The organism is Microbispora sp. H10830 (genome assembly GCF_014161375.1).
Lineage (GTDB): Bacteria > Actinomycetota > Actinomycetes > Streptosporangiales > Streptosporangiaceae > Microbispora > Microbispora catharanthi.
The window spans coordinates 1-25624 of the sequence record NZ_JABBWX010000008.1; the positions used below are offsets into that span (position 1 = coordinate 1).

The window sequence follows — 25624 nt, forward strand, 5'->3', positions numbered from 1 at the left end:
TAATTCTTCCCGACCGGCTCTTCCGTGTCAAATCCGCCCCACCGGGACTTATTTGACCCGAAACCCGCCGACCGACAGGAATTCGACCACCCCGTTTCCGGGGCAACCCCTCTAACTTACCCGAACCGCCAGCCCGGCGCAAAACCACCGAACCAAGAAGATCGAAAAGCGAGAGGAGCCGCCGGCAATCAACCCGCGCACACACAAGACAACCACCGAAGTGATCGAAGAGGAGTGCGCCGAACCGCGCCGACACCACAAGATTACCAGGGTCCGGCACCGCCATGACCCGACTCGATACGAACGCCTGGAGTCCCGGATGTATTCCGCCCGCCTCACGCCTGGGGCCGGTGGGATCGCGACGCGCCGGCCGCGGCCCCCTTGTTCCCCGTCACGGGTTATCCACAGGCCGCAGCGAGGAGGCTTGGCGGGACCATGCCGAACATAGACTTTGGCGGGTGAGCGACATGCCGCCTGTAGCGAAGAAGGTTCCCCTGGAGCGCACGCATCACGGTGACACCGTGGTCGACGAGTATGCGTGGCTGCTCAAGAAGGACGACCCCGACACCATCGCGTACCTGGAGGCGGAGAACGCCTACACCCAGGAGATGACCGGCCACCTGCAGGACCTCCAGGAGAGCATCTTCAAGGAGATCAAGGGCAGGACCCTGGAGACGGACCTGTCGGTGCCCACCCGCAAGGGCGCCTGGTGGTACTACTCCCGCACCGAAGAGGGCAAGCAGTACGGCATCCAGTGCCGCGTGGCCGCCGACGGCGACAGCCCGCCACACCTGGAGCCGGGCACGTCTCTCCCGGGCGAACAGGTGATCCTGGACGGCAACGAGCTCGCCGGTGACAGCCCCTTCTTCTCCATGGGCACGAGCGCGGTCAGCCCCGACGGCACGAAGCTCGCCTACTCGACCGACTTCTCGGGAGACGAGCGCTTCACTCTCCGGTTCAAGGATCTGAAGACGGGCGAACTGCTCCCGGACGAGATTCCGGGAGTCTTCTACGGCGGCGCCTGGTCGGCCGACGGCTCCACGTTCTTCTACACGACGGTGGACGAGGCGTGGCGTCCATACCGGATTCACCGGCACACGCTTGGCTCGACCGAGGACGTCGTCGTTCATCAGGAGGACGACGAGCGCTTCTGGGTGGGCATCGGGCTCACCCGCAGCCAGCGCTACCTGGTGCTGACCTCGGGCAGCAAGATCACCAGCGAGGTGCGGGTCCTCGACGCGGACACCCCGGAAGGCGAGTTCGCGGTGGTGCGGCCCCGGCAGACCGGCGTGGAGTACGGGCTGGAGCACGCGGCCGACCGCTTCCTCGTCCTGCACAACGACGGCGCCGTGAACTTCGAGCTCGCCACCGCCCCCATCGACGATCCGGGGAGCTGGACTCCGCTGATCGAGCACAGGGACGACACGCGGCTGCTCGACGTGGACGCCTTCAAGGACTACGTCAGCGTCCACTTCCGCCGTGACGGTCTCACGGGGGTCCGGATCCTGCCGGGCGACGGCGGCGAGCCCTACGAGATCTCCTTCCCTGAGCCGCTGTACGACGTCGCGCCGACCGGCAACGCGGAGTTCGAGACCAGCCGGCTGCGTCTCAGCTACACGTCCATGGTCACTCCGCCGTCGGTGTACGACTACGACCTGCGCTCCCGCGAGCTGATCCTGCTCAAGCAGAGGGCGGTGCTCGGCGGCTACGACCCGGCCGACTACGAGCAGTTCCGCGAGTGGGCCACCGCCCCGGACGGCACCAGGATCCCGATCTCGATCGTGGTCCGGAAGGACACGAGCCGGCCCGCCCCCACCCTGCTTTACGGCTATGGCAGCTACGAGTCGTCCATCGATCCCTACTTCTCGGTGGCCCGGCTCTCGCTGCTGGACCGGGGGTTCGTGTTCGCGATCGCCCACGTGCGCGGGGGCGGCGAGATGGGCCGCCGGTGGTACGAGGACGGCAAGCTGACCAGGAAGAAGAACAGCTTCACCGACTTCGTGGCGTCCGCACGGCATCTGAAGGCCGAGGGATGGTCCGACAGGATCATCGCCAGGGGCGGCTCGGCCGGCGGTCTGCTCGTGGGCGCGGTCGCCAACCTGGCGCCGGAGGAGTTCGCGGGGATCGTCGCCGAGGTCCCGTTCGTGGACGCGCTGAACACGATCCTCGATCCGTCGCTGCCGCTCACGGTGACCGAGTGGGACGAGTGGGGTAACCCGCTGCACGATTCCGAGGTCTACGCGTACATGAAGTCCTACTCGCCCTACGAGAACGTCGACGGCCGGCCTTACCCGCCGATCCTGGCGACGACCAGCCTCAACGACACGCGGGTGCTCTACCACGAGCCGGCCAAGTGGATGGCCCGGCTCCGTGCCACCGCGCAGGGCGGCCCGTTCCTGTTGAAGACCGAGATGGGCGCCGGCCACGGAGGCCGCAGCGGCCGTTACGACGCCTGGCGTGAGGAGGCGTTCGCGCTCTCCTGGATCCTCGACCGAGTTGGAGTGACCGAGTGAGCTATGTGGCTGCCGAGGGCCGGTATGGGCCCATGCCGTACAACCGGACCGGACGGAGCGGGCTGAGGCTGCCCGCGGTGTCGCTCGGGTTGTGGCACAACTTCGGCGACGACAAGCCGATCGAGACCCAGCGGGCCATCCTCCGCCGGGCCTTCGACCGCGGAGTCACCCACTTCGACCTCGCCAACAACTACGGTCCGCCGTACGGCTCCGCCGAGATCAACTTCGGGCACCTCTACCAGCAGGACTTCGCCAGGTACCGCGACGAGCTGGTGATCTCCACCAAGGCGGGGTACGACATGTGGCCCGGCCCGTACGGCAACTGGGGGTCGCGCAAGTATCTGCTCGCGAGCCTCGACCAGTCGCTGAAGCGGATGGGCCTCGACTACGTGGACATCTTCTACAGCCACCGCTTCGATCCGGAGACGCCCCTGGAGGAGACCATGGGGGCGCTCGCCCACGCGGTCCGCTCGGGCAAGGCGCTCTACGCGGGCATCTCGTCCTACTCCCCGGAGCGGACCCGGCAGGCCGCGGCGATCCTGCGGGACATGGGCACTCCGTTGCTCATCCACCAGCCCTCCTACTCGATGCTCAACCGGTGGATCGAGAACGGGCTGCTCGACGTGCTGGAGGAGGAGGGCGCCGGCTGCATCGCGTTCTCTCCGTTGGCACAGGGCATGCTGACCGACCGCTACCTGGCCGGCGTTCCGAAGGACTCGCGGGCGGCCCAGGGCAAATCGCTCGATCCGTCCCTGCTGACGGAGGAGAGCCTGCGCCATGTCCGGCGGCTCAACGAGATCGCCGGGCAGCGCGGGCAGTCGCTGGCGCAGATGGCCCTGGCCTGGGCGCTTCGCGATCCGCGGGTGACGTCGGTCCTGATCGGCGCGAGCAGCGTCGAGCAACTCGACGACAGCCTCGACGCGATCAACCGGCTCGACTTCACCCAGGACGAGCTGGACGCGATCGACAAGGACGCGGTCGAGTGCGGGATCAATCTCTGGGCCGCTTCCAGCGCGGAATGAGCGTCCACGAGCCGCGGTGCACCGGCCGGCGCGCCTGCACCGCGGCGTGTGGCCCATGCTCGTGACCCCAGGCTGGTGACCCCGGGCTCATGGCCGGTGTCTCTGCTCTGGCGCACAGACACCGGGCGCCTGAGGCCTCATCCCCACCGCACCGCCTGTCCCGGCGGACGGCGATGCCCGGCCGGGCGTCGCCGAAGCCGGCCGCCGACGTTCAGAGGGCGTTCTGACGCTGGAGGTAGGCGAAGGAGGCCCAGCCGGGCAGGACGGGAAGCCAGAACGTCATCAGCCGGAACAGCAGCACGGCCGAGGTGGCGATGGGGCCCGGCACGCCGGCGACCTGCAGGCCGAGCGACAGGGCGTACTCAACCGCGCCCAGCCCGCCGGGCGTCGGAGCGGCCGAGCCGATGGCGTTGCCGGCCAGGAACACCACGGCGACCGCCGTGAAGCTGGCCTTGCCTCCGAACGCCTGGACGCACGCCTCAAGGCAGATCACGAAGCTGAGGGTGAGCAGCAGGGTCCCGCCCACCGCCTCGACGATCTTCTTGGGTGACTGCACCACGTCGAGCAGCCGGGGGATCACCCCCGAGAACATCGCCCGCAGGCGGGTCGTCAGCACGCGGCGAAGCGGCCGTACGGCGAGCACGATCAGGAAGAGCACCGCGACGCCGAGCAACACGACGAGCAGGCCCCGCGACGGGGTGAGGGACGGCGCGGCCTGCGTTCCGGTGAGGTAGCCGAACAGCAGCAGCAGCATGATGTGCATGGCCAGGCCGATGAGCTGCGAAGCCCCCACGCTGGTCACCGCCGCCCCCGGCGGGACGCCTCGTTTCTGCAGATAACGGGTGTTCAGCGCGACGCCGCCGACCGCGGCGGGCGCGACGAGCTTCACGAACGACGCGGCGAGCTGTGCCAGGACCGTGCGGCCGAGCGGCAGCGGCTCGGGTACGAACCCGCGCAGCATGATCGCCGCCGCGACGTAGCTGAGGGCGCCGGCGACCAGTGCGACGCCGCTCCACGCCCAGTTCGCCGTGGTGATCACGCTGATCAGGTTGACCTGGCTGAGCTGGGAGAGCAGGAAGTAGGCGCCGAGCGTGCTGACGATGATCGTCAACAGCGTCCGGGGGCGGAACCGTTCGAGCCGCACCTCCTCGACCTCGACCTGCGGCTTCAGCGCGGTGATCTGCACGCGGATTGCGGGCAGGAGCTTCCTGTCCCGGCGGGCGGCCGTCCGGGTGTCCCGGCTCAGCGCGATCCGCTGGAGCAGCGGCATCGCCCCGGCCAGCGTGTTCTCCCCCAGCGCCTTCGCCGCCGACCCGACAGAGCGCTCGGCTCCCACCCGAGTGCCGAGGTAGGCGAGGAGCTGGGCGATGTCGAGCCGCAGCAGCAGGTCGCCCGCCGCGATCTCGCCGCTCCGGGCGTCCACGAGGTAGACGTTCCGATGGGCGTCGACGTGGATGCTCTCGCCGGTGAGGTGGCGGTGGGCCAGGCGCTGCGCGTGCAGCAGCCGGACCTGCTCCCACATCCGCTCCAGCAGCTCGTCGTCGAAGTCCTCATCCTGTAGATCGCTCACCGGCCGGGTGTCCACGTGCTCGTAGGCGAGCAGCGCGGCCTCGGTGCCGACCTCGCTCGTGCCGAGCAGGCGCGGCAGCCGCACCCCGGCGGCCTGCGCGGCGTACGCCATCAGCGCCTCGCGCTCCAGCTCGGCGCGCAGCGAGCGGATGGCTCTGCGCCGGGTCTCGCTGTTGAGCAGGAAACGCCGCCACAGCCGGTAGAGGACGCCCGCCACCTGCCGGTCCCGGTCGAGCACGGTCACGTCGATCCGCCGGTCGTCGGCGAGGCCGACCAGGTAGCGGCGGCTGCCCGAGCTGTCGTCCTCCACCCGCCTGGCGCTGACCGGCGTGAAACCGAGCCTGCGCAGCGCCGCCAGCACGGCGCTGCCGGGCGGCCTGGTGTTCGCGCTGCCGATGCCGTAGAGCGTGCCGAACCCGACGGCGAGGCCGACGACGTACGTGAGGATCACGCCGAGGGCGGTGACCTTGGTCGCGGTGAAGAGCGCGAACACGTCGAGGGCGAGCGCGACCCACATCAGCGCCCGCCAGTTCGGGCGCCGCGCCATCCTCACGGCCGTGGCGTACGCGATGGCGGGGGTGAGCACGGTGTTGAGCGGCTCCACGTCCCTGCCGCCGGTGAGCAGCTGCACCAGGTCGGCCGGGCCCGCCTGGACCAGCCACTCGTCCAGCGCGTACGACACCAGCAGGGCGAGGATCGCGGCGATCAGCCCCTGGGTGACCCGCATGCCGTCGCGGTGGAAGACCCGCTCGACGGCGAACGCGACCGGGACGACCAGCACGGCGACGCCGCCCAGCAGCCCGGCGGCGGCCGACAGCACCTCGGGGGCGCGGCCGGTGCCCGCCTGGACGTCGGTCTCCAGGCCGTTCAGCGTGCGCTGCAGGGCCAGGGCCATCAGTGTGACGGCGACGAGGGCCAGCAGCGTGAGCAGGAACCGCAGTGCGTCGGAAGGACGGCGGATCCGCTGCGGCAGCAGAGGCTCGACGACGAGGACAGCTCCTTGGCCAGGAGTGTCCAGCGTTATGTCCTGCTCCTTGATGCCTCTCACCACCAGCGATTCTGTGCGATCTTCGCACTCGGTGTCCACAATTGACGGCATGCGTATATCCCTGGCCTCGGACAGCCTCGACGGGATCGCGTCGGTGCTTGTGGCCGAGGTGGAACGGCGCGGCCATTCAGTCACACTCTATGGAGCACTGGCCCCCGGCGACCGGGCCGATTGGGCGTGGTGCTGCTCCGCCGCGGCGAGGGACGTCGCGGAGGGCCGCGCGGACCAGGCCGTGGTCTGTTGCTGGACCGGCACCGGCGCGTCCATAGCGGCAAACAAGGTAGCGGGCGTGCGGGCGGCGCTGTGCACCGACGCCGCCACCGCCGCGGGCGCCCGCAAGTGGAACGACGCCGACGTGCTCGCGCTCAGTCTCCGCCTCACCTCCCAGCAGGTTCTGACGGAGATTCTGGACGCCTGGTTCTCCGAGGCGCCGAGCACCGACCCCGAGGACGCCGCGAACATCGCGTACGTGCGGGAAATCCGGTAGAGACCGCCCGTGGGGGGCGCGCTAACGTCGATGCCATGACGTCGCTACCCGTCCTCGGCGCCTGCCCGCTCGACTGCCCCGACACCTGCTCCTGGGTCGTCACCGTACGCGACGGTGAGGCCGTCGGGTTGCGCGGCAACCGCGACCACCCCTACACGCGCGGGGCGCTGTGCGTGAAGGTCAACCGCTACCTGGAGCAGGTGCGGTCGGCCGACCGTGTTCTCCACCCGTTGAAGAGGGTGGGGCCGAAGGGATCCGGCCGGTTCGAGCGGATCAGCCTGGACCAGGCCCTGTCGGAGATCGCCGCCAAGCTGACCTCGATCGTCGAGGAGCACGGCGGCGAGGCGATCTGGCCCTACCAGGGCACCGGGACGCTCGGCTACGTCCAGGGCGAGTCGGGTCAGGCCGGGCGGCGGTTCTGGAACGCCCTCGGCGCGTCCCGGCACGACCTCAACATCTGCGCGCGGGCCGGCAACGACGGGCTGCGGTACGTCAACGGGACTCCCGGCGGCATGGACCCGGAGACGTTCGCGTTGTCGCGGCTCATCCTGCTGTGGGGCACCAACACGCTGACCAGCGGCCACCACCTGTGGAAGTTCGTCCAGGACGCCCGCGCCGCCGGGGCGTACGTCGTGGCGATCGACCCCATCCGCACGCGTACGGCCGACCAGGCGGACGAGCACCTGCCGATCCGGCCGGGCACCGACGCCGCGCTCGCCCTCGGCCTGCTGCACGTCGTGCTGGAGGAGGGCGCTGAGGACCGCGCGTACATCGAGGAGCACACGACCGGCTGGGACGAGTTCGAGGCCGAGATCCGCAGGCATCCGCCGGCGCTGGTCGCGGAGATCACCGGCCTGCCCGAGGAGCGGATCCGCGCCCTCGGCGTACGGCTCGCGCACACCCGGCCGACCGGCATCCGGGCCACGATGGGCATCCAGCGGCACGCGGGCGGCGGGGCCGCGATGCGGGTGATCGCGTGCATCCCCGGCGTCACCGGCGACTGGCGCCACCCGGGCGGCGGCGTGGCCTACTCCACCTCGGGATACGCCCCCACGGGCCCCAATCCGCGTGACGACCTGCTCCCCCACCCCGTGCGTACGCTCACGATGACCCGGCTGGCCGACGGGCTGGACGAGTCGGTCAAGTGCCTGTGGGTCTATGCGGCCAACCCGCTGGGCTCGACCTCCGACCAGAACCGGATCAGGGCGGCGCTGGCGCGGGAGGATCTGTTCACGGTGGTGATGGAGCAGTTCCCGACCGACACCGTCGACTACGCCGACTACGTGCTGCCCGCGACCATGCAGATCGAGCACCTGGACGTGCACCACGGCTACGGGCACATGTACATGGTGTGGAACGAGCCCGCCGTCGAGCCGCCGGGCGAGTGCCTCTCCACGACCGAGACCTTCCGCCGGCTCGCCCGGCTGATGGGCCTGACCGAGCCGTCCCTCTACGACAGCGACCTCGAACTGGCCGGGCAGACGCTCGCCCAGGCGGGGATCTCGCTGGAGGAGTGCCGCAAGCAGGGGTGGGCCCGGCTTCCGGTGGCCGACCCGTTCGTGCCGTTCACGGAGGGCTTCCCGACGCCGAGCGGGCGGCTGGAGTTCGCCTCCGCGAAGGCCGAGGCCGCCGGGCTGCCGCGCGTGGCGGGCTACGTCCCCTCGTTCACCGCCCGTACGGCTCCCGCCGACCGGCCGCACCCGCTCGTCATGATCACTCCGGCCGCGCACATGTTCCTCAACACGCAGTTCGCCAACAACCCGGAGCTGCGCAAGCGGTCGAAGGGCCCGCGGGTGCTGGTCAACCCGGCCGACGCCGCGTCCCGGGGGCTCGTGGACGGGCAGGCCGCCCGGGTCTTCAACGGCAACGGCGAGTTCAGGGCGTACGTGGAGGTCAGCGACCGGGTGGCGCAGGGCGTGGTGGCGGCGCCGAAGGGCCACTGGCCGAAGCTGTCGGCGGGCGCCAACCCCAACGCGCTGGTCGACGAGCGGGACGCCGACATGGGCCGGGGCCCGGTCTACCACGACAACTTCGTCGACGTCGCCCCGCTGTCAGAGGAGGAGCTTGAACCCCTCGTGTGAGGCCGTGAAGCCGAGCGAGCCGTAGAAGCGGTGGGCCTCGGTGCGGGCCTTGTCGGAGGTGAGCTGCACCAGCGCGCAGCCTCGCTCCCGGGCCCGCTCGACCGCCCACCGCATCATCTCCCGGCCGATCCCCCGGTTGCGGTGCGGCACGGCGACCCTGACCGCCTCGATCAGCGCGCGCTCACCACCCCGCCGCGACAGCCCGGGAATGTAGGTGATCTGCATGGTCCCGACCGCGTCGCCGTCGGACTCCACGACGATCAACTCGTTGCGCGGGTCGGCGTCCACCGCATCGAAGGCGGCGTAGTAGTCCGGATCCCCGGAAGACGGGCGGGCGGCGGTGATCGGGTCCTCGTTGATCATGGCCACGATGACGGGGACGTCCTCACGCCGGGCCGTACGGAAGTGCAGCGACATGCCGGGGAGCCTAACCGGGTGGCGTCAGGGGCGGCTCAGGGACTTCCCCGATGCCGGAGAAACGCCCGGAAAGGCACGCTGTAGTCATGAACGAACTGACCCGCATGGACGAGATGTCCTTGGCCGGCGCGGCCCTGCGCGGCGCGCCCTGGCGAGCCGCGGCGACGTCCGGTGGGGCGGTCGCGGCCACGAGCTTCCTCCTGGGCGTCATCCTGCCCGGCCCGGCCGACCTGACCTGGGCCCTGTGCGCGGGGATCACCGTGTTCGCCCTCGTCGCGGCGATCGGCGCGATCTCCAAGCCGGACGTCGGCGACCGGGTGACCCGGCAGGCCCGCCTGTGGGCGCTGCGCCACCCCTGGCGCTTCTCGCTCTACCCGGGCCTCGGCGCGGCGGCCCTCATGTACCCGGTGCAGCTCGTCATCGACCACGAGGGCGTCTTCGGCTCGGCCTGGGACGCGCTGTGGGGCGGCGCGCTCGTGCTGCTGATCACCACCGTTCTCACGTTCTCGATGCGCGGCCGGGCCAAGAGCTCCTAAACCTCACGCGGAGGCGGCACGCTCGTACTCGCCGCGGCAGACGCAGAACTCGTTGCCCTCGGGGTCGAGGAGAGTGACCCAGCCGGTGCCCTCCGGGGTGCGGTGGTCCTCGTACGGCTTGGCCCCGAGCGCGAGCAGCCGCTCCACCTCCTGGTCGCGGGTGCGCTCCCCCGAGGGGACGACGTCGAGGTGCAGGCGGTTCTTGACCGTCTTGCCCTCGGGCACCTGGATGAAAAGCAGGTGCGGAGGGCCGTCCGGACGGTCCAGCATGACCTCGTCGTCCTCCGGCTCCGAGTCGACGAGCGGCCAGCCCAGGGCCTCGCTCCACCACTGGGCCAGCTCGTACGGCCGGGCGCAGTCGATCGTCATCGTGTGGATCTCCATCATGCGCCCAGCCAATCGCGACACCGGTAAAGCTGTCAAGCAGGTTACGTTGCCGTCCGGCGCGGCCGCAGGGACTGGACGAGACCCACCGCGGACACGATGGCCCAGACCCCCTCCAGCAGCAGGAATCCCCAGTCGTCGTCCGCGTACGCGAGCCACGCGAGCACCGCGGAGCCGACGAGGTTGAGCGTGAGGTAGATCTTCGAACGGTTGTCCAGGACGTTCATCTGGGAGAGCAGGAACGCGCCGAGGATGAGGACGGCGCCGGCGATCTGCAGAACTTGGTCCATGTCCTTCCGCCCACCGTCTTCGCTGGTCCGGGTACGGAGGGCACCTCGTCCGGGAGGGCCGCGGATCACGACCCTCACATCATGTGACCATACCGGTCGCACCTAACCAATCCGTGCGAACTGTGGCGCAGACCATGGATATCGCGGGTTACTCGCGGGTAGCATTCGTTTAGAGTTACCGACCAGTACGTTACCCCCGGGTTCGGTTCTAGGAGCGCACACAGATGGGTCACTACAAGAGCAACCTCCGCGACCTGGAGTTCAACCTCTTCGAGGTGTTCGGGCGCAGCGAGATCCTCGGCACCGGCCCGTTCGCCGAGGTGGACGAGGACACCGCGCGAAGCGTGCTGGATGAGGTGAACCGGCTCGCCGCCGGCCCCATCGCCGACTCGTTCGAGGACGCCGACCGCCACCCGCCCGTCTTCGACCCCGCCACCCACAGCGTGACCATGCCGGAGAGCTTCAAGCGCTCCTACCAGGCCTGGGTAGACGCCGAGTGGTGGCGCCTGGAGTTGCAGCCGGAGCTCGGCGGCACGCCCGCCCCGCGCAGCCTGGTGTGGGCCATGGCCGAGATGGTGCTCGGCGCCAACCCCGCCGTGTGGATGTTCGCCTGCGGCCCGGCCTTCGCCCACCTGCTGTTCGAGCTCGGCACCCCGGAGCAGAAGCGGTTCGCCGAGATGGCCGTCGAGCGGCGCTGGGGCGCGACCATGGTGCTGACCGAGCCCGACGCCGGCTCCGACGTGGGCGCGGGCCGCACGAAGGCGGTCCAGCAGCCCGACGGCACCTGGCACATCGAGGGCGTCAAGCGCTTCATCACCAGCGCCGAGCACGACATGGCCGAGAACATCTTCCACCTCGTGCTGGCCCGGCCCGAGGGCGCCAAGCCCGGCACCAAGGGCCTGTCGATGTTCCTCGTGCCGAAGTACCTGGTGGACCTGGAGACCGGCGAGCTGGGCGAGCGCAACGGCGTGTACGTCACCAACGTCGAGAAGAAGATGGGCCTGAAGGTCTCCACGACCTGCGAGCTCACGCTCGGCGAGAAGCACCCCGCCATCGGTTACCTGGTCGGCGACGCGCACGACGGCATCCGGCAGATGTTCATGGTGATCGAGCACGCCCGCATGATGGTGGGCGCCAAGGCCATCGCCACGCTGTCCACCGGCTATCTCAACGCGCTGGACTTCGCGAAGAACCGCGTCCAGGGCGCCGACCTCACCCGCTCGGGCGACAAGACCGCCCCGCGCGTGACGATCACCCACCACCCCGACGTACGCCGCGAGCTCATGCTGCAGAAGTCGTACGCCGAGGCGATGCGGGCGCTGGTCATCTACACGGCGACGATCCAGGACCAGATCCAGATCGCGGAGTTCGAGGGCCGCCGCGACGAGGCCGCCGAGGCGCTCAACGACCTGCTGCTCCCGCTGGTCAAGGGCGTCGGCTCCGAGCGGTCGTACGAGCTGCTGGCCCGCTCGCTGCAGACGCTCGGCGGCTCGGGCTTCCTCCAGGACTACCCGATCGAGCAGTACATCCGCGACTCGAAGATCGACTCGCTGTACGAGGGCACGACCGCGATCCAGGGCCAGGACCTGTTCTTCCGCAAGGTCCTGAAGAACCAGGGCGCGGCGCTGGGGTCGCTGCTCGGCGAGATCAAGGCGTTCGCCGCCTCTGAGGCGGGCAACGGGCGGCTGAAGGTCGAGCGCGGCCTGCTCGACGAGGCGGCCGACGAGGTCAAGGCCATGGCCGACACGATGGCCGGCTGGGCGATCGCCTCCATGGAGACGCCGCAGGAGGTCTACAAGGTCGGCCTCAACACCACCCGCTTCCTCATGGCGCTGGGCGACCTGGTGCTGGGCTGGCTGCTGCTGCGCCAGGCCGAGATCGCGCTGAACGCCCTGTCCGCCTCGGAGGAGGACAAGGCGTTCTACACGGGCAAGATCGCGGCGGCCTCGTTCTTCGCGCAGACCGTGCTGCCGCGCGTGGCCGCCGAGCGCCGCGTGCTCGCCGCCACCGGCCAGGACCTCATGGAACTGCCGGAAGAGTCCTTCTGATCTGTTCTGGTTCGGTACGGCCGCCGCCCACGTAACGGTGCGGCGGCCGTACCGCGTTTCTGGGCCGCACCGCTCCCGGGCCGGTCAGGTGAACGCGGGAAGCGGTGCGGCGGTCAGGGGAGGCACACCCCCAGGCGGAGGCACATCCTCGGGCGGACGCACGTCCTCAGGCGGACGTCGGAAGCGGCCGGGCGGCGCTGTCCTCGTCGGTGTTGACGGTCTGGAGCAGTTCCTCGCGCTCGGGGGTGTTCTCCGGGCGGATGAAGCCGATGATCGTGAAAAGCACCAGCGAGGTGGCCACCGGCGCGGCCGTCGCCACGGCGGTCGAGACGTCGCTCATGCCGTAGTTGGTGAGCCAGAAGACGAACAGGCCGGCCGCCCACGAGACCAGCGCGGCCGTCGGGCCGGACCTGCGGAACAGCGGCAGCATGCCGAGCAGCAGCGGGATCGAGATCGGGCCCATGAGCCCGGCCACCCATTTGATGACGACCGTGATGATGTCCTTCAGCACCGGGCTGTTGACCTGGGTGGCCACGGTCATCGACAGCGCGATGAACGCCACCGTGGTGACCCGGGCCGCGACCAGGGCGGCCCTGGTGTCCCAGGCCCGCGCCGCGCGGGACAGCACCGGGATCACGTCGCGGGTGAAGACCGAGGCGATCGCGTTGGCGTCGGAGGAGGCCATCGCCATCGTGTGCGAGAAGAAGCCGGCGATCACCAGGCCGAGCAGGCCGTGCGGGATGAGCTGGGTGGTCAGCAGCGCGTAGGAGTCGCTCGCGTCCGGCTTGGTCGCGTGGACCAGCAGCGGCGCGGCCCACATCGGGAAGAACAGCAGCAGCGGCCAGATCGCCCACAGCACGGCCGACAGCCGGGCGCCGCGGGCCGCCTGCGCCGCCGACGGCGCGGCCATGTAGCGCTGGGCCTGGTTCCACATGCCGCCGTTGTACTCGAACGTCTTGACGAACAGGAACGCGAGCAGGAACGTCACGGTGAACGGGCCGTTCAGCGGCTGCGCGTGCTCGGGCGGCAGCCGGTCCCACATGTCCCCCACCGCGCTGATGCCGCCGAGCTTGGCGAGGACGGCGAACAGCATGACGACGCCGGCGAGGAGCTGGATGACGAACTGCCCGAAGTCGGTGAGCGCGTCGGCCCACAGGCCGCCGACCGTGCAGTAGACGGCGGTGACGACGCCGGTGATCAGGATGCCCTGGTTGAGCGACAGCCCGGTGAACGTCGACAGCAGCGTGGCGATCGCGGCCCACTTGGCGCCGACGTCCACGATCTTCAGCAGGCCGCCGGACCAGGCGAGCGCCTGCTGGGTCGGCACGTTGTACCGCTTGGCGAGGAACTCCAGCGGCGAGCTGACCCTGAGCTTCGACCGGATCCGGTTCAGCCTCGGGGCGAACAGCACCGAGCCGATCGCGATGCCGATCGCGATCGGGAAGGCCCAGGTGACGTACGAGGTGGCGCCATAGAGGTAGGCGATGCCTGCGTACCCGGTGAACATGACGGCGCTGTAGCCGGACATGTGGTGCGAGATGCCGGCCAGCCACCAGGGCATCTTGCCCCCGGCGGTGAAGAAGTCACTGATGTTGCCGATACGCCGGTGCGAGTAGACGCCGATCGCCACCATGACGATGAAATAGGCGCCCAGAACGAACCAGTCCAATGGGTTCACGCGCGTCGTACCTCCGGGTGAACGGCGGCACCCGGACCGACAACCGCCTGGCCTCGTTACGATGCGCCCGCCCCCCTCCCGCCGTCAATGGCGGGTTCGCAGGTCACGGGCGTACGAGAGAGCGGATCGAGGCCGTGATGCAGGTCACAGCACGTTCATACTCATGAACCGGCTTCGCGTATCTGAATCGTTATCAGGAACGGCCTTGATCTCGCACGGGGTGGGGGGTGAAAGTGTGCGGCGAAATGAGATTCCAGCAAGCGGCACACAACGGACCCGTCACCGCCTGGCACCGGTGATCGTCCGGCAGGGCACGTGCGCGAGCGGGAGGACGAGGGGCGCCGCCCCCGCCCCTCGCGTGAGCATGCCCGGAAGTGTGAAAGGCCCAGCGAACAAGAGAGAAGGTCAGACGGCCGCGACCACCGCGGAGCGGCGTTCGAGGGCGGCCGAGAGGGCGGCGAGCACGAGCGCGGAGGCGGTGAGGAGGGCGCCCACCCAGTTGGGCGCGGTGTAGCCCAGGCCCGCCGCGATGACGAGGCCGCCGAGCCAGGAGCTCAGGGCGTTGCCGAGGTTGAAGGCGCCGATGTTCACGGCCGAGGCCAGCGTCGGCGCGCCGTGGGCCAGGTCGAGCACGCGCTTCTGCAGCGGCGGCACGGTGGCGAAGCCGAGCGCCCCGATCAGGGCGACGGTCACCGCGGCCAGGATCTTGCTGTGCGCGGTCAGCGTGAAGGCGGCGAGGACGACCGCGAGGGCGCCCAGCGAGACGTACAGCATCGGCATCAGCGCGCGGTCGGCGAACCTTCCGCCGACGAGGTTGCCGGCGACCATGCCGAGGCCGAAGAGGACCAGGAGCCAGGTGACCGCCCCTTCGGGATAGCCCGCGACCCGGACCATCATGGGCGCGATGTACGTGATGGCCGCGAAGACGCCGCCGAACCCGAGCACGGTCATGCCCATCGCCAGCAACACCTGGACGTCGCGGAGTGCGGCCACTTCGTGACGCAGGCGTACGCCCTGGGGGCGCGGCATCTCGGGCACGAGCGCGGCGATGCCGATCAGGCCGACGGCGCCGAGCCCGGCGACGACGGCGAAGGTGGTCCGCCAACCGGCGACCTGGCCGACCAGGGTGCCCAGGGGTACGCCGACGACGTTGGCCACGGTCAGACCGGTGAACATCAGGGCGATCGCCCCGGCCCTGCGGTGCGGGGCGACCAGTTCGGCCGCGACCACGGAACCGATGCCGAAGAACGCGCCGTGCGCCAGCGAGGCGACCACTCGGCCGGCCAGCATCACTCCGAAGCCCGGCGCGAGGGCCGAGAGCAGGTTGCCGGCGATGAACAGCGTCATCAGCAGCATCAGCACGCGCTTGCGGGACATGGTCGTCCCCAGCACGGTCATCGGCGGGGCGCCGACGACCACGCCCAGGGCGTAGCCCGTGACGAGCAGGCCGACGGTCGGGATGGAGACCCCGAGGTCGGACGCCACCTGCGGAAGCAACCCCGTGATCACGAACTCGGTGGTCCCGATCCCGAAGGCCCCGATGGCGAGGGCTACGAGTGCGAGAGGCATGAACGTCCCCCAACGATTGCAGGAGCAAGTAACAGGCGCAGACAATAGTTGCAGACGCTTGATACTTGCAAACGCGGGCTATTGCAGGAGTGGAGTATCCTCGTCTGAGTCACACGCGAACGGAGGGAGAGTCGATGACGACCGCCGATCCCGCCCTCACCGCGCTCGCGCAGGGCTGGTGCGCGCTCTCCCTGCTGCACGAGAGGATCGAGGCGCACATCGAGCGCGCCCTGCAGAGCGAACACGGCCTGAGCGTGCGGGAATACTCCCTGCTGGAGACGCTCAGCCGGCAGCACGACGGCCCCGGGGGCCATCTGCAGATGAAGCAGGTCGCCGACGCCGTGGTGCTCAGCCAGAGCGCGACGACACGCCTGGTGACCCGGCTCGAAGAGCGGGGACTGCTCACCCGCTACCTGTGCCCCACCGACCGCCGCGGGATCTACACCGACGTCAGCCCCGCGGGCCTGGCGCTGCTCGCCGAGGCCCGGCCCACGAACGACGCCGCCCTGCGGGAAGCCCTCGACCAGGCAGCCCGGAATCCCCGGCTCGCCCCTCTGGTCGAAGCGGTCGAATCACTGCATGCGCAGTAGCGAACCTAGAGGACGTACTGCACGGCCGCGCGGGCGGCGAGGATCGGCGTGATGCACTCGTCGATCACCGCCCGGTGGGCCGGGTGGTCGCGGTAGACGACGTAGTCCTCGGGGGAGTCGAAGTCGGCGACCACGCCGAAGGAGAAGTTGCCCTGGTTGACGCCCGCGTCCGGGCCGATCTGGTAGGAGCGCAACTCGGGGATGACGTCCGGCAGCCCGCCCAGCCGCCTGGCCACCTCGGCCCGCTGCTCCTCGGTGGCGTCCTCGGTCCACTTCAGCAGCACGACGTGGCGGAACATGCACTCCCCCTGGGATGAGACGCACGCGGCCGGCCGGCCGCGCTCTTCACGGCGCTCATCCTCTCATCATCGATGGCGAAGGCGCAGGCGCGGTGCCTGTTCGCGCCGGCCCGTCAGCCGAAGCGTGTGTCAGTCGCCAGGCGTTCGCACCGGCCGGGGAGCGCTCCGGGCGGCCGGGCTCTGCCACTGCTCCAGGACCTGCCGGAAGGCCTCGCTCACGAGGGACAGGAGTTCGGCGGAGGATTCGAAGCGCCCGCCCGCCGGGGTCGCGGCCCCGAGGATCTCCGCTCCGCGCCGCGATGCGGCCGCCAGGACCTCGTTCATCCGCAGAGACGCGAGGATCGACCGAAGCCAGATCTCATCGTCGATGACATAGCGCTCGCGCCGCGCGCCGGGAACCCGTTCCCGCCTGAGCATCCCCTGCTGTTCCAGGAAGGCGACGGCGTGCGAGATCGAGGCAGGGCTGACGTGAAGCCGCTGGACCAGGTCGGCGGCGGTGAGAGTGCCGGAGTCGGTGACGTACAGGCAGGCCAGCACCCTGGCCTCCATCCGGGGCAGCCCCTGCTGAACGAGGAGGGCGATGAAGGACTCCGTGAAGTCCTGCACCGCTTGGGGGTCGCGCCCATGGCCGCTGTCGGGGATCGGCGGCGCCGGAGGCTGAGCCCGTTTGTGCCGGCGCGCGCGGTGCCGCGTGGCCTCGTGCGCCCGCTCCGCCCCGTAATCGTCGGGCCCGCCGTTGCGGGTGACCTCCCGCATGACGGTCGAGGCGGGCCGCCCCAGACGCCGGCCGATCTCCGCGTATCCGAGCCCCTCGGCCAGCCCCGCAGCGATGTGCTGACGGTCCTCGTCGGTGAGTCTGCCTCCGGGCATGGGTGCTCGTCTCCTGTCTGCCGGCATGTGCGGAGCTCGGCGCCCGCATGCCGCACAGTATGCATTCACTCTGAGGTCATTGCAATGCACACCTGGCCGCTCGTTGCATTCAGTTTCATAGTCATTGCAATGGAACGCCCTAATACCCCTCTACAGCAGCCGCCATCTGCTCGCTTTGCTTGTTGACCGATTAGTGAATGCAATGTAGTGTCGCAGACGTTCAGAGATTCCCGAACACTTGCGAGTGCCGGTGGCGCCGCAGAGGGAGTCCCGATAAGGGCAGATCGACCACTGTGCGTGAGGAGATTCATGATGGAAACCGGCGACAGCGGCTTGTCCGCAACCGGGCTGCGCAGGTTGCGCGAGGTGCTGGCGCGGTATGTCGAGTCGGGGAGGATTCCCGGGCTCGTCGCCCTGGTCAGCCGGGGCGACCGGACGCACGTCGAAGCGATCGGGACGATGCGTCATGACGGTGGCGCGCCGATGCGCCGGGACACGATCTTCCGGATGGCCTCGACGTCCAAGCCGGTCTCTGTCGCGGCGGCGATGGTCCTGCTGGATGAGTGCAGGCTGCGGCTGGATGACCTGGTGGAGCCGTGGCTGCCGGAACTGGCCGACCGCCGGGTGCTGAAGCGGATCGACGGACCGCTGGACGACACCGTGCCGGCGCGGCGGCCGATCACCGTGCGGGACGTGCTGACCTCCACGTTCGGGATCGGCATGGATATGACGTCGCTGGGCACTCCGATCATGAACGCGGTCTTCGAGCAGGGGCTCACGCCCAACCTGCCGGTGCCGATGCCCGAGCCGGATGAGTGGATGCGCCGCCTCGGCACGCTTCCGCTGATGTACCAGCCCGGAGAGCGCTGGCAGTACCACATCAGCAGCGACCTGCTCGGCGTGCTGGTGGCCAGGGTCACGGGCCAGTCGTTCGAGGAGTTCCTGCGCGAGCGCATCTTCGATCCGCTGGGGATGACCGACACCGGTTTCCACGTGCCCTCCGACAAGATCGACCGGCTGCCGGCCCTCTACGCCCCCGACCCGCGGACCGGCGAGTTCCTCGTGTGGGACGAGGCCGAGGGAGGACGGTGGAGCGAGCCTCCGGCGTTCCAGGGCGGCGGCGGCGGGCTGACCTCCACCGTCGACGACTACCACGCCTACTTCCGCATGCTGCTCAACGGCGGAGTGCACAAGGGGAAGCGGATCCTGTCCCGGCCCGCCGTCGAGCTGATGACCACCAACCGCCTCACGCCCGAGCAGAACGCCGCCCGCAACGCCATGGCCGTCGACAACGTCCATATCTCGCACGGCCAAGGGCAGCACGGCGGCTGGGGCTTCGGGATGGCGGTGCGCACCTACCGCGGCGACTACGCCTCCGTCGGCCAGTTCGGCTGGGACGGCGGAAGCGGCACCGCGGCCTACGCCGACCCGGTCAAGCGACTCACCGGGCTCCTGCTCACCCAGGTCGGGGCGTCCACCCCGGATTCGATGCAGCTCATCCACGACTTCTGGACCACGCTCTACCAGGCGATCGACGACTGACACCGAGCCCGCGTCCCGGCAGACCCGCCCTCAGGCCCCTGACGCCCCGGGCACCGGCAGGACCCTTCCCGCTATCCGTATAACAGATGTAAAGGACCACACGACCATGTCCGTCACCCTCACCGACCAGGACAAGATCACCCTGCGGACCGCCGCCTACGGCGCCGTCTCGCTGCTGGCCGCCGCCGGTGCCGCCGGCTCGCCCCACAAGGTCGCCACCGCGGGGTCCATCGCCCTGACCTCCGCGACCGGCCTGGTCGGGCACGTGCTCGCCGAGAAGTCGACGGGCATGAACCTGGACGGCAAGTCCGTGGCCGAACTCGCCGACCACGTGCTGCCGGCCCTGACGGCGGCCATGAGCCTGCTCAAGAAGCAGGCTCCGGCAGAGGCCGACAACTTCCGCGGCACCGTCATCGTCGCCCTCGATGCAGCCACCCAGGCTCAGAAGGGCGGGCCCAGCCCCACCATGGCCGACATGGCCCGCAAGATCACCGCAGCTCTCGACGCCGCCTGACGGGATGTCCCGGGGTCCTCTCCGGACCCCGGGACGCGGGGACGACCGGCCCGGCGATGCCCGTCACCCGGCCGCCGATCACGTTCAGCCAGGTCCTCACAGCCAGTGCCACTCGATGGAGGCCCGCCTGCGCCGGCCGGCGAGCCACTCGTCGAAGGCGGTCTCGCCCGCCGCGGCCAGTGTCTCCGGGTCGTCCCGCCCCACCCGGCGCTCCAGCACGATCCCGGTCAGATAGCCGTCGCCGTACGCCACGGGACCGACCAGCGTGTCGTGCGCGGCGTGGCGCAGGGGCGCGGGCAGGTCTCTGGCCCACCGCGCACCGACGGTCACCACGGCCTCCCCGCAGCCCACCAGACCGCCCACGCCACGCAGCAACTCGCCGTTCACCGGCTGTGAGCCGGTCACCCACAGCGCGCGTACGCGGTCGAAGTCGCAGCGGTGGGCCGCGAAGTGACCCGGTGCGAGCTCGGCCTCCTTGCGCCGCCGGAAGCGCCGCCGCAGCGCGATCCCGGCGATGAACGCCTCGAACTGTTCGCCGGACAGCGACATCTCCGCCAGCCAGGCCAGCGTGGAGGCGCGGTCACGCAGACCGTGGCCGGCGCGGAACTCCTCGGCGGCGGCCCGGATGTCGGCGTCGTCGAGGGGCTCGCCGTCCTCCAGCGTCTCGTTCATCAGCAGGCACTGCTCGACGATCTCGTCGTGGACGTCGCGATCGCCGTACGGCCGCCTGGGCAGCAGCATGAGCGCCTCGGCGACGCGCAGGCGCACGCGGTCGACCGTGACCAGATGTCCGGCGGCCCAATTTCCGGCGGCGCAGTGGGCCGAGTGCTCGGCCGGCCAGGGCACGCCGTCGTCCGGCGAGGCCGAAAGGGCCACGGTGCCACCCTCCGGATGTTCGACGAGCAGGTCGTAGTCCACCAGCGGGCTGTCCGGACGCGTGCCGACGACGAGCTGGGCCCGCGCCTCCGGATGGGTGGCCGCCCACGCCGCGGCCAGGCTCCTGGCCTCGGGAACGGCCGTACGGCGGCGGCGCAGGCCGCGCAGCAGTTCGACGGCTTCGGCGAGGACCGCGGCGAACGCCGTCACCGATACGGCGGTCATGCCGCCGGCCAGGCGGCGATGGCGTCGCTGACCGGCAGCCCGGTGCTCTCCTCCACCGGCGCCCACGCGCCGTTCGGATCGATCTCCAGGAAGACGTGCTCGCCCGGGCGCTGGGCGAGCTGGGCCGTGTGGACAAGACGGTTGTCGGCGAAGGCCGCGCTCACCCGTGACCTGGCGGGAAACTCACCGCTGTCCCACCAGGTCACGGGGACGCCCAGGCGCTCGATCTTCGGGAGGACACGGCGCACGGTCGTGTCCCGCCGGTCGCTCAGTATGAGGATCACAAGCGAACGGTAGGAATCCGAGCTTGAGCCTCACTGGTTCGGATCTTGCATCCGACTTGAGTGGTCCCCGCTCAGCTCCAGGCGAGCATGCGGAGGGGGTCCTCCAGCATGGCGCCGACGTCGCGCAGGACGTACGAGCCGAGCTCGCCGTCGACCACGCGGTGGTCGAACGACAGCGCCAGCGTGGTGACCTTGCGGACCGCCAGTTGCCCGTCGACCACCCAGGGCATGTCCCTGATCTGGCCCACGGCGAGGATCGCCACCTCCCCCGGGTTGAGGATCGGCGTGCCGGCGTCGACGCCGAAGACGCCCACGTTGGTGATCGTGATCGTGCCGCCGCTCAGCTCGGCGGGCTGGCACTTGCCGGCCCGCGCCCGCTCGGTGAGCTCGCCCAGCGCCCGGGCGAGCTCGGGCAGCGCCATCGCGTCGGCGTCCTTGACGTTCGGCACGATCAGCCCGCGATCGGTGGCGGCGGCGATGCCGAGGTTCACGTAGTGCTTGACCACGATCTCCTCGCCGGTCCAGGTGGCGTTGACCATCGGGTGCCGTCTCACGGCGGTGATCAGGGCCTTCGCCACGAGGAGCAACGGGGAGACCTTGACCTCGGCGAACTCGGGCAGCGTACGCAGCCGCCGGACCGCCTCCATGGTCTCGGTCACGTCGACCTGCAGCCACTCGGTCACGTGCGGGGCCGAGAACGCGCTGGCCACCATCGCCTGCGCGGTCGCCTTCCTGACCCCCCTGACGGGGATGTACTCCTCCCGCGCCCCGGCCTCCCGCCGCGCGGCGGCCGGAACGGGGGCGGGCGCCCCCACCGCGGCCTCCACGTCCGCCCGGGTGATCGATCCCTGGGGGCCGGTGCCCGTGAGGGTCGTCAGGTCGACGCCGAGGTCCTTGGCGAGCTTGCGGACCGGCGGCTTGGCCAGGACGCGCGCCCGTGCGGACGCGGAGCCGTCGCCCTGCGCCACATCGACACTCGCTGCCCCATCGACACCCCCTGCCGCACGGGCCGGGGCCGCGACGACCGGGGCAGGTGTGGCCGGAACGGGAGTGGCCGGCGGAGGCGCGGCGGTCCGGGCGGGCGGAACCGGCGCGACCGGCGGAGCGGACGCGGCCGGCTTGCGGGGGCGGCGGCGGGTGGCGCTCGTCTTGACGCCGTACCCGACCAGCACCGGCTGGCGCTCCTCCTTCGCCGGAGCGCCGTTCCGCGCGTCCGGCACCATGTCGTCCGCCAGCGCCTCCCGGCCCGCGCCGGCGCCGGCGCCGCCCTCGCCGTCCTCGACCGAGATGATCGGGGCGCCGACGTCGACGGTCTGGCCCTCGCCGACCATCAGGGCGGAGACGGTGCCCTCGTAGGGGCACGGCAGTTCGACGACGGCCTTGGCCGTCTCGATCTCCACGATCGTCTGGTTGATCTTCACCGAGTCGCCCGGGGCGACGTGCCACTTGACGATCTCGGCCTCGGTCAGCCCCTCGCCCACGTCGGGGAGTCTGAACTCACGGAGCATGAGAAGTCCCTCCCCCTCAGTACGCGAACGAGCGGTCCACGGCGTCGAGCACGCGGTCCAGGTCGGGCAGGTAGTGGTCCTCCAGCCGCGACGGCGGGTAGGGCGTGGAGAACCCGCCGACCCGCAGCACGGGCGCCTCCAGGCTGTAGAAGCAGCGCTCGGTGATGCGCGCCGCCAGCTCGGCCCCGAAGCCGGTGAAGACGGGGGCCTCGTGGGCGACGACGCACCGTCCGGTCCGCGTCACGGACTCGGTCAGGACATCCACGTCGAGGGGGTTGAGCGAGCGCAGGTCGATGACCTCGATGTCCCGCCCGTCCTCCTCCGCCGCCGCGGCGGCCTCCAGGCAGGTCTTCACCATCGGCCCGTACGCGATCAGCGTGATGTCGCTGCCCTGCCGTACGGTGCGGGCGCGGTCGAGCGGCAGGCCGGGGGCGGCGAGGTCGACGTCGGCCTTGTCCCAGTAACGGCGCTTGGGCTCGAAGAAGATGATCGGGTCGTCGCAGCGGACGGCGTCCTGGATCATCGTGTACGCGTCCGCCGGGTTGGAGCACGCGACCACCCGCAGGCCCGCCGTGTGGGTGAAGTACGCCTCGGGCGACTCCGAGTGGTGCTCGACCGCCCCGATGCCGCCGCCGCAGGGAATGCGTACGACGACCGGCAGCTTGAGCGTGCCGAGCGACCGCAGCGGCATTTTGGCCAGCTGGGTGATGATCTGGTCGGCGGCCGGGAACACGAACCCGTCGAACTGGATCTCGCAGACCGGCCGGTAGCCGCGCAGGGCCAGGCCGATCGCCGTCCCGATGATGCCCGACTCGGCGAGCGGCGTGTCGATCACGCGGTCCTCGCCGAAATCCTTCTGCAGGCCGTCGGTGACGCGGAAGACACCGCCGAGCTTGCCGACGTCCTCTCCCATCACGAGCACCTTGGGGTCGTCCTCCATCGAGCGGCGGAGGCCCTCGTTCAACGCCTTGGCGAGAGTGAGTGTGGTCATCGTTCGAACCCCGCCAGGTAGGTCAGGTACTGCTCGCGTTCCTCGTCGAGGAGTGCGTGGGCGCCGGCGTACACGTGATCAAAGATAGCCCGGGGTGGCGGGTCGGGCAGCGCCAGGCACCGGCTTCGCACGTCCTTGCCGAGCGCGTCGGCCTCGGCGTCGATCTTCTCGAAGAACTCCTGGTCGGCGAGCTGGTTCTTGAACAGGTACGCCTTGACCCGCTCGATGGGGTCCTTCAGCTTCCACGCCTCCAGCTCGTCGGCGAGGCGGTAGCGGGTGGGGTCGTCGGAGGTGGTGTGCGCGCCCATGCGGTAGGTGAACGCCTCGATCAGCGTCGGCCCCTGCCCGTCGCGGGCGTTCTGCAGCGCGCGGCGGGTCACGGCGAGGCAGGCGAACACGTCGTTGCCGTCCACGCGGATCCCGGGGAAGCCGAAGCCGGAGGCCCTCTTGTAGAGCGGGATCTTCGACTGCTTCTCCAGCGGCTCGGAGATGGCCCACTGGTTGTTCTGGCAGAAGAACACGATGGGGGCGTTGAACACCGAGGCCCAGATGAAGGACTCGTTCACGTCGCCCTGGGAGGTCGCGCCGTCGCCGAAGTAGACGATCGTGGCCGCCTCGGCGCCGTCGCGCTGGATGCCCATGGCGTAGCCGACGGCGTGGAGTGCCTGGGAGCCGATGACGATCGTGTAGAGGTGAAAGTTGTGCTCGGCCGGGTCCCACCCGCCGTTGCTGACGCCGCGGAAGAGGCCGAGCAGCTTGACCGGGTCGACGTCGCGGCACCAGGCCACGCCGTGCTCCCGGTAGGTCGGGAAGGCCATGTCGGCGTCCGTGAGCGCCCGGCCGGAGCCGATCTGGGCCGCCTCCTGTCCGAGCAGGGACGCCCAGATGCCGAGCTCGCCCTGCCGCTGGAGCGCGACGGCCTCCAGGTCGACGCGGCGGACGAGGACCAGGTCACGGTAGAGGGAGCGGACCTCCTCCGCGGTCAACTCGATGTCGTAGTCGGGATGCTCGACCCGCTCCCCTTCCGGGGTGAGCAGTTGGACGAGCTCCGGGGGTGCGTGTACACCACGAGGGGCGTCGGCTGTCACGTGCCACTCCTGTGCGTCTCGGGCCCCCGCGGGTGGGGTCACCCCCGCAGGCAGGCCGGGTCGTCGGGCGTACGGCCGCTGGGGTGGGCGACCGGGCGCATATGTGGACATCGTGGCAGAACTCACACCCCTCAGCGCAAGACCCCGCCCGCCCGTCCACACTTCTCCGATTCCCGGACTGTGGGACGCCACACCCCGGCGCCACGTCTCAGGAGCGGTGGACCGCCCGCCCGCCCGGCATCGTCAGCCGCGCGTCCACCCCCGCCGGTTCGTCCACGCCGAGGCGGTCGAGGTCGTGGTCCAGGACGACGACGTCGGCCGGCCTGCCCGGCGTCAGGGACGCCGATCCGGTTTTCCATCCGCAGCGCGTACGTCGCGTCGGCGGTGTGGGCGCGCAGCGCCTCGTCCAGGGTGACTTCTCCCCCGCGGCGGCTCCGCGGCACGGCGGCGCCCTCGTCTCCTCCGTCCGGACCTTCCTCGGCTGCGGCGCGAGCGTCGAGGCCGCGGCGAGGCGTCTCGGCGTGCACAGGAACACGATGCGGGCCCGCCCGCAGACGGCCGAGCGCGTCTGCGGGCGCGACCTCGGCAAGGCGCGCGACCGCCTGGAGCTGTGGCTCGCCCTGTCCCTGGACGAGTTCGTCCCGCCGGGGCGCAGGAACCGAGCCGCGTGCCCGCCGTGGGCGCCGCCCGGCGCGGCATCGCGGCCCGTCGGGGGCGAGCCGACAAGGCGGCACTAGGCTTGACCCAAACGGACCTCCGAACGGGCGGACCTCCCCGAATTCGGCGGGCCCTCATTCGCATTGGAGGAACATCGTGGCGCGCGTCATCGTCGACGTCATGCTCAAGCCGGAGATCCTCGACCCGCAGGGCCAGGCGATCGCCCGGGCGCTGCCGCGACTCGGCTTCTCCGGGGTCTCCGGGGTGCGGCAGGGCAAGCGGTTCGAGTTGGAGCTGGACGGCCCGGCCGACGAGGCCGCGCTTTCGGATGTCCGAAAGATGGCCGAAACCCTGCTCGCGAACACGGTCATCGAGGACTTCACGATCCACGTCGAGGGGTGAAGTGACGCATTTCACACCACTATTCCCGCGGCTTGTCCACCCCTAATCGGGCATCGGTCCGTCTCGAACCCACCTATCCAGTGCGTCCTGAATAACGGGGACGTGATTTTGCGGTTAGCCCTGATTCATCGGGGAA

Annotated in this window: 24 protein-coding genes and 1 riboswitch; of the genes, 11 read left to right on the plus strand and 13 right to left on the minus strand. The window is 70.3% G+C overall.

Annotated features, from left to right (window positions below):
- The first annotated feature begins 467 nt into the window (after positions 1-467).
- Both HHX35_RS20685 and mgrA read left to right on the plus strand, forming a co-directional pair.
- The gene (locus HHX35_RS20685) at positions 468-2513 is read left to right on the plus strand and encodes a S9 family peptidase (protein WP_182900686.1); all 2046 of its coding nucleotides are present in this window, start codon (positions 468-470) and stop codon (positions 2511-2513) included.
- Entirely contained in the window at positions 2510-3535 is a 1026-nt protein-coding gene (mgrA, locus tag HHX35_RS20690) for an L-glyceraldehyde 3-phosphate reductase (RefSeq protein WP_182900421.1), read from the plus strand. The genes HHX35_RS20685 and mgrA overlap by 4 nt, the downstream gene beginning before the upstream one ends.
- A gap of 211 nt (positions 3536-3746) precedes the next feature.
- Here the strand turns inward: mgrA and HHX35_RS20695 are convergent, their stop codons facing one another.
- A complete protein-coding gene (locus HHX35_RS20695) occupies positions 3747-6152 on the minus strand; it encodes a lysylphosphatidylglycerol synthase transmembrane domain-containing protein (RefSeq protein WP_310739197.1) in 2406 nt (801 codons plus the stop codon).
- Between the two features lie 49 nt (positions 6153-6201).
- Here HHX35_RS20695 and HHX35_RS20700 point away from each other — a divergent pair, with 49 nt between their 5' ends.
- On the plus strand, positions 6202-6639 hold the full coding sequence (locus tag HHX35_RS20700; protein WP_182900423.1) for an RpiB/LacA/LacB family sugar-phosphate isomerase: 438 nt from the start codon (positions 6202-6204) through the stop codon (positions 6637-6639).
- Positions 6640-6674: 35 nt separating this feature from the next.
- Positions 6675-8720: a molybdopterin-dependent oxidoreductase gene (locus HHX35_RS20705; protein ID WP_182900424.1), complete on the plus strand. Its 2046-nt coding sequence runs from the start codon at positions 6675-6677 to the stop codon at positions 8718-8720.
- Here HHX35_RS20705 and HHX35_RS20710 read toward each other — a convergent pair.
- On the minus strand, positions 8691-9137 hold the full coding sequence (locus HHX35_RS20710) for a GNAT family N-acetyltransferase (protein WP_182900425.1): 447 nt from the start codon (positions 9135-9137) through the stop codon (positions 8691-8693). The two genes, HHX35_RS20705 and HHX35_RS20710, sit on opposite strands and share 30 nt — an antisense overlap.
- Before the next feature lie 86 nt (positions 9138-9223).
- On the opposite strand from HHX35_RS20710, the gene HHX35_RS20715 reads away from it, so the two are divergent.
- Positions 9224-9673 (plus strand): hypothetical protein, encoded by a 450-nt coding sequence (locus tag HHX35_RS20715; RefSeq protein WP_182900426.1) that lies wholly within the window; start codon positions 9224-9226, stop codon positions 9671-9673.
- A gap of 3 nt (positions 9674-9676) precedes the next feature.
- Here the strand turns inward: HHX35_RS20715 and HHX35_RS20720 are convergent, their stop codons facing one another.
- Both HHX35_RS20720 and HHX35_RS20725 read right to left on the minus strand, forming a co-directional pair.
- A complete protein-coding gene (locus tag HHX35_RS20720; protein WP_139579770.1) occupies positions 9677-10060 on the minus strand; it encodes a VOC family protein in 384 nt (127 codons plus the stop codon).
- A gap of 41 nt (positions 10061-10101) precedes the next feature.
- Positions 10102-10347, minus strand: a complete 246-nt coding sequence (locus HHX35_RS20725) for a hypothetical protein (protein WP_182900427.1) — start codon at positions 10345-10347, stop codon at positions 10102-10104.
- Between the two features lie 5 nt (positions 10348-10352).
- A riboswitch (guanidine-III (ykkC-III) riboswitch) is annotated at positions 10353-10425 on the minus strand.
- 146 nt (positions 10426-10571) lie between these two features.
- Here HHX35_RS20725 and HHX35_RS20730 point away from each other — a divergent pair.
- Entirely contained in the window at positions 10572-12395 is a 1824-nt protein-coding gene (locus HHX35_RS20730) for an acyl-CoA dehydrogenase (RefSeq protein WP_139579768.1), read from the plus strand.
- Between the two features lie 166 nt (positions 12396-12561).
- On the opposite strand, the gene HHX35_RS20735 is transcribed toward HHX35_RS20730, so the two are convergent.
- Both HHX35_RS20735 and HHX35_RS20740 read right to left on the minus strand, forming a co-directional pair.
- Positions 12562-14073: a sodium:solute symporter family protein gene (locus HHX35_RS20735; protein WP_182900428.1), complete on the minus strand. Its 1512-nt coding sequence runs from the start codon at positions 14071-14073 to the stop codon at positions 12562-12564.
- A 405-nt stretch (positions 14074-14478) separates the two neighbouring features.
- A complete protein-coding gene (locus HHX35_RS20740; RefSeq protein WP_182900429.1) occupies positions 14479-15642 on the minus strand; it encodes an MFS transporter in 1164 nt (387 codons plus the stop codon).
- Between the two features lie 134 nt (positions 15643-15776).
- Between HHX35_RS20740 and HHX35_RS20745 the strand changes: the two genes are divergently transcribed.
- On the plus strand, positions 15777-16232 hold the full coding sequence (locus tag HHX35_RS20745; protein WP_182900430.1) for a MarR family winged helix-turn-helix transcriptional regulator: 456 nt from the start codon (positions 15777-15779) through the stop codon (positions 16230-16232).
- Positions 16233-16237: 5 nt separating this feature from the next.
- Here HHX35_RS20745 and HHX35_RS20750 read toward each other — a convergent pair whose 3' ends face one another.
- The gene (locus HHX35_RS20750) at positions 16238-16531 is read right to left on the minus strand and encodes a Dabb family protein (protein WP_079315164.1); all 294 of its coding nucleotides are present in this window, start codon (positions 16529-16531) and stop codon (positions 16238-16240) included.
- A gap of 129 nt (positions 16532-16660) precedes the next feature.
- Positions 16661-17401 carry a GbsR/MarR family transcriptional regulator gene (locus HHX35_RS20755; protein ID WP_182900431.1) on the minus strand — a complete coding sequence of 247 codons (741 nt, stop codon included), beginning with the start codon at positions 17399-17401 and terminating at the stop codon, positions 16661-16663.
- Positions 17402-17713: 312 nt separating this feature from the next.
- Between HHX35_RS20755 and HHX35_RS20760 the strand changes: the two genes are divergently transcribed.
- Complete coding sequence (locus HHX35_RS20760) at positions 17714-18943, plus strand: serine hydrolase (protein ID WP_182900687.1); 1230 nt, start codon at positions 17714-17716, stop codon at positions 18941-18943.
- Positions 18944-19049: 106 nt separating this feature from the next.
- Positions 19050-19457: a hypothetical protein gene (locus tag HHX35_RS20765; protein WP_182900432.1), complete on the plus strand. Its 408-nt coding sequence runs from the start codon at positions 19050-19052 to the stop codon at positions 19455-19457.
- Positions 19458-19553: 96 nt separating this feature from the next.
- Here HHX35_RS20765 and HHX35_RS20770 read toward each other — a convergent pair whose 3' ends face one another.
- The 5 genes from HHX35_RS20770 to pdhA form a co-directional block, all read right to left on the minus strand.
- Positions 19554-20558, minus strand: coding sequence for a TIGR04500 family putative peptide maturation system protein (locus HHX35_RS20770; protein ID WP_182900433.1), 1005 nt, complete (start codon positions 20556-20558; stop codon positions 19554-19556).
- Positions 20555-20842: a hypothetical protein gene (locus tag HHX35_RS20775; protein WP_182900727.1), complete on the minus strand. Its 288-nt coding sequence runs from the start codon at positions 20840-20842 to the stop codon at positions 20555-20557. Before HHX35_RS20775 ends, HHX35_RS20770 begins: the two co-directional genes overlap by 4 nt.
- Positions 20843-20913: 71 nt before the next feature.
- Positions 20914-22350 (minus strand): dihydrolipoamide acetyltransferase family protein, encoded by a 1437-nt coding sequence (locus HHX35_RS20780; protein WP_182900434.1) that lies wholly within the window; start codon positions 22348-22350, stop codon positions 20914-20916.
- A 16-nt stretch (positions 22351-22366) separates the two neighbouring features.
- On the minus strand, positions 22367-23341 hold the full coding sequence (locus HHX35_RS20785; protein ID WP_182900435.1) for an alpha-ketoacid dehydrogenase subunit beta: 975 nt from the start codon (positions 23339-23341) through the stop codon (positions 22367-22369).
- A complete protein-coding gene (gene pdhA / locus HHX35_RS20790; RefSeq protein ID WP_240809401.1) occupies positions 23338-24429 on the minus strand; it encodes a pyruvate dehydrogenase (acetyl-transferring) E1 component subunit alpha in 1092 nt (363 codons plus the stop codon). Before pdhA ends, HHX35_RS20785 begins: the two co-directional genes overlap by 4 nt.
- 386 nt (positions 24430-24815) lie before the next feature.
- Between pdhA and HHX35_RS44685 the strand changes: the two genes are divergently transcribed.
- Entirely contained in the window at positions 24816-25166 is a 351-nt protein-coding gene (locus tag HHX35_RS44685; RefSeq protein ID WP_310739198.1) for a helix-turn-helix domain-containing protein, read from the plus strand.
- Positions 25167-25242: 76 nt separating this feature from the next.
- Positions 25243-25488, plus strand: coding sequence for a phosphoribosylformylglycinamidine synthase subunit PurS (gene purS, locus HHX35_RS20800; RefSeq protein WP_139579756.1), 246 nt, complete (start codon positions 25243-25245; stop codon positions 25486-25488).
- The last annotated feature ends 136 nt before the right edge of the window (positions 25489-25624 follow it).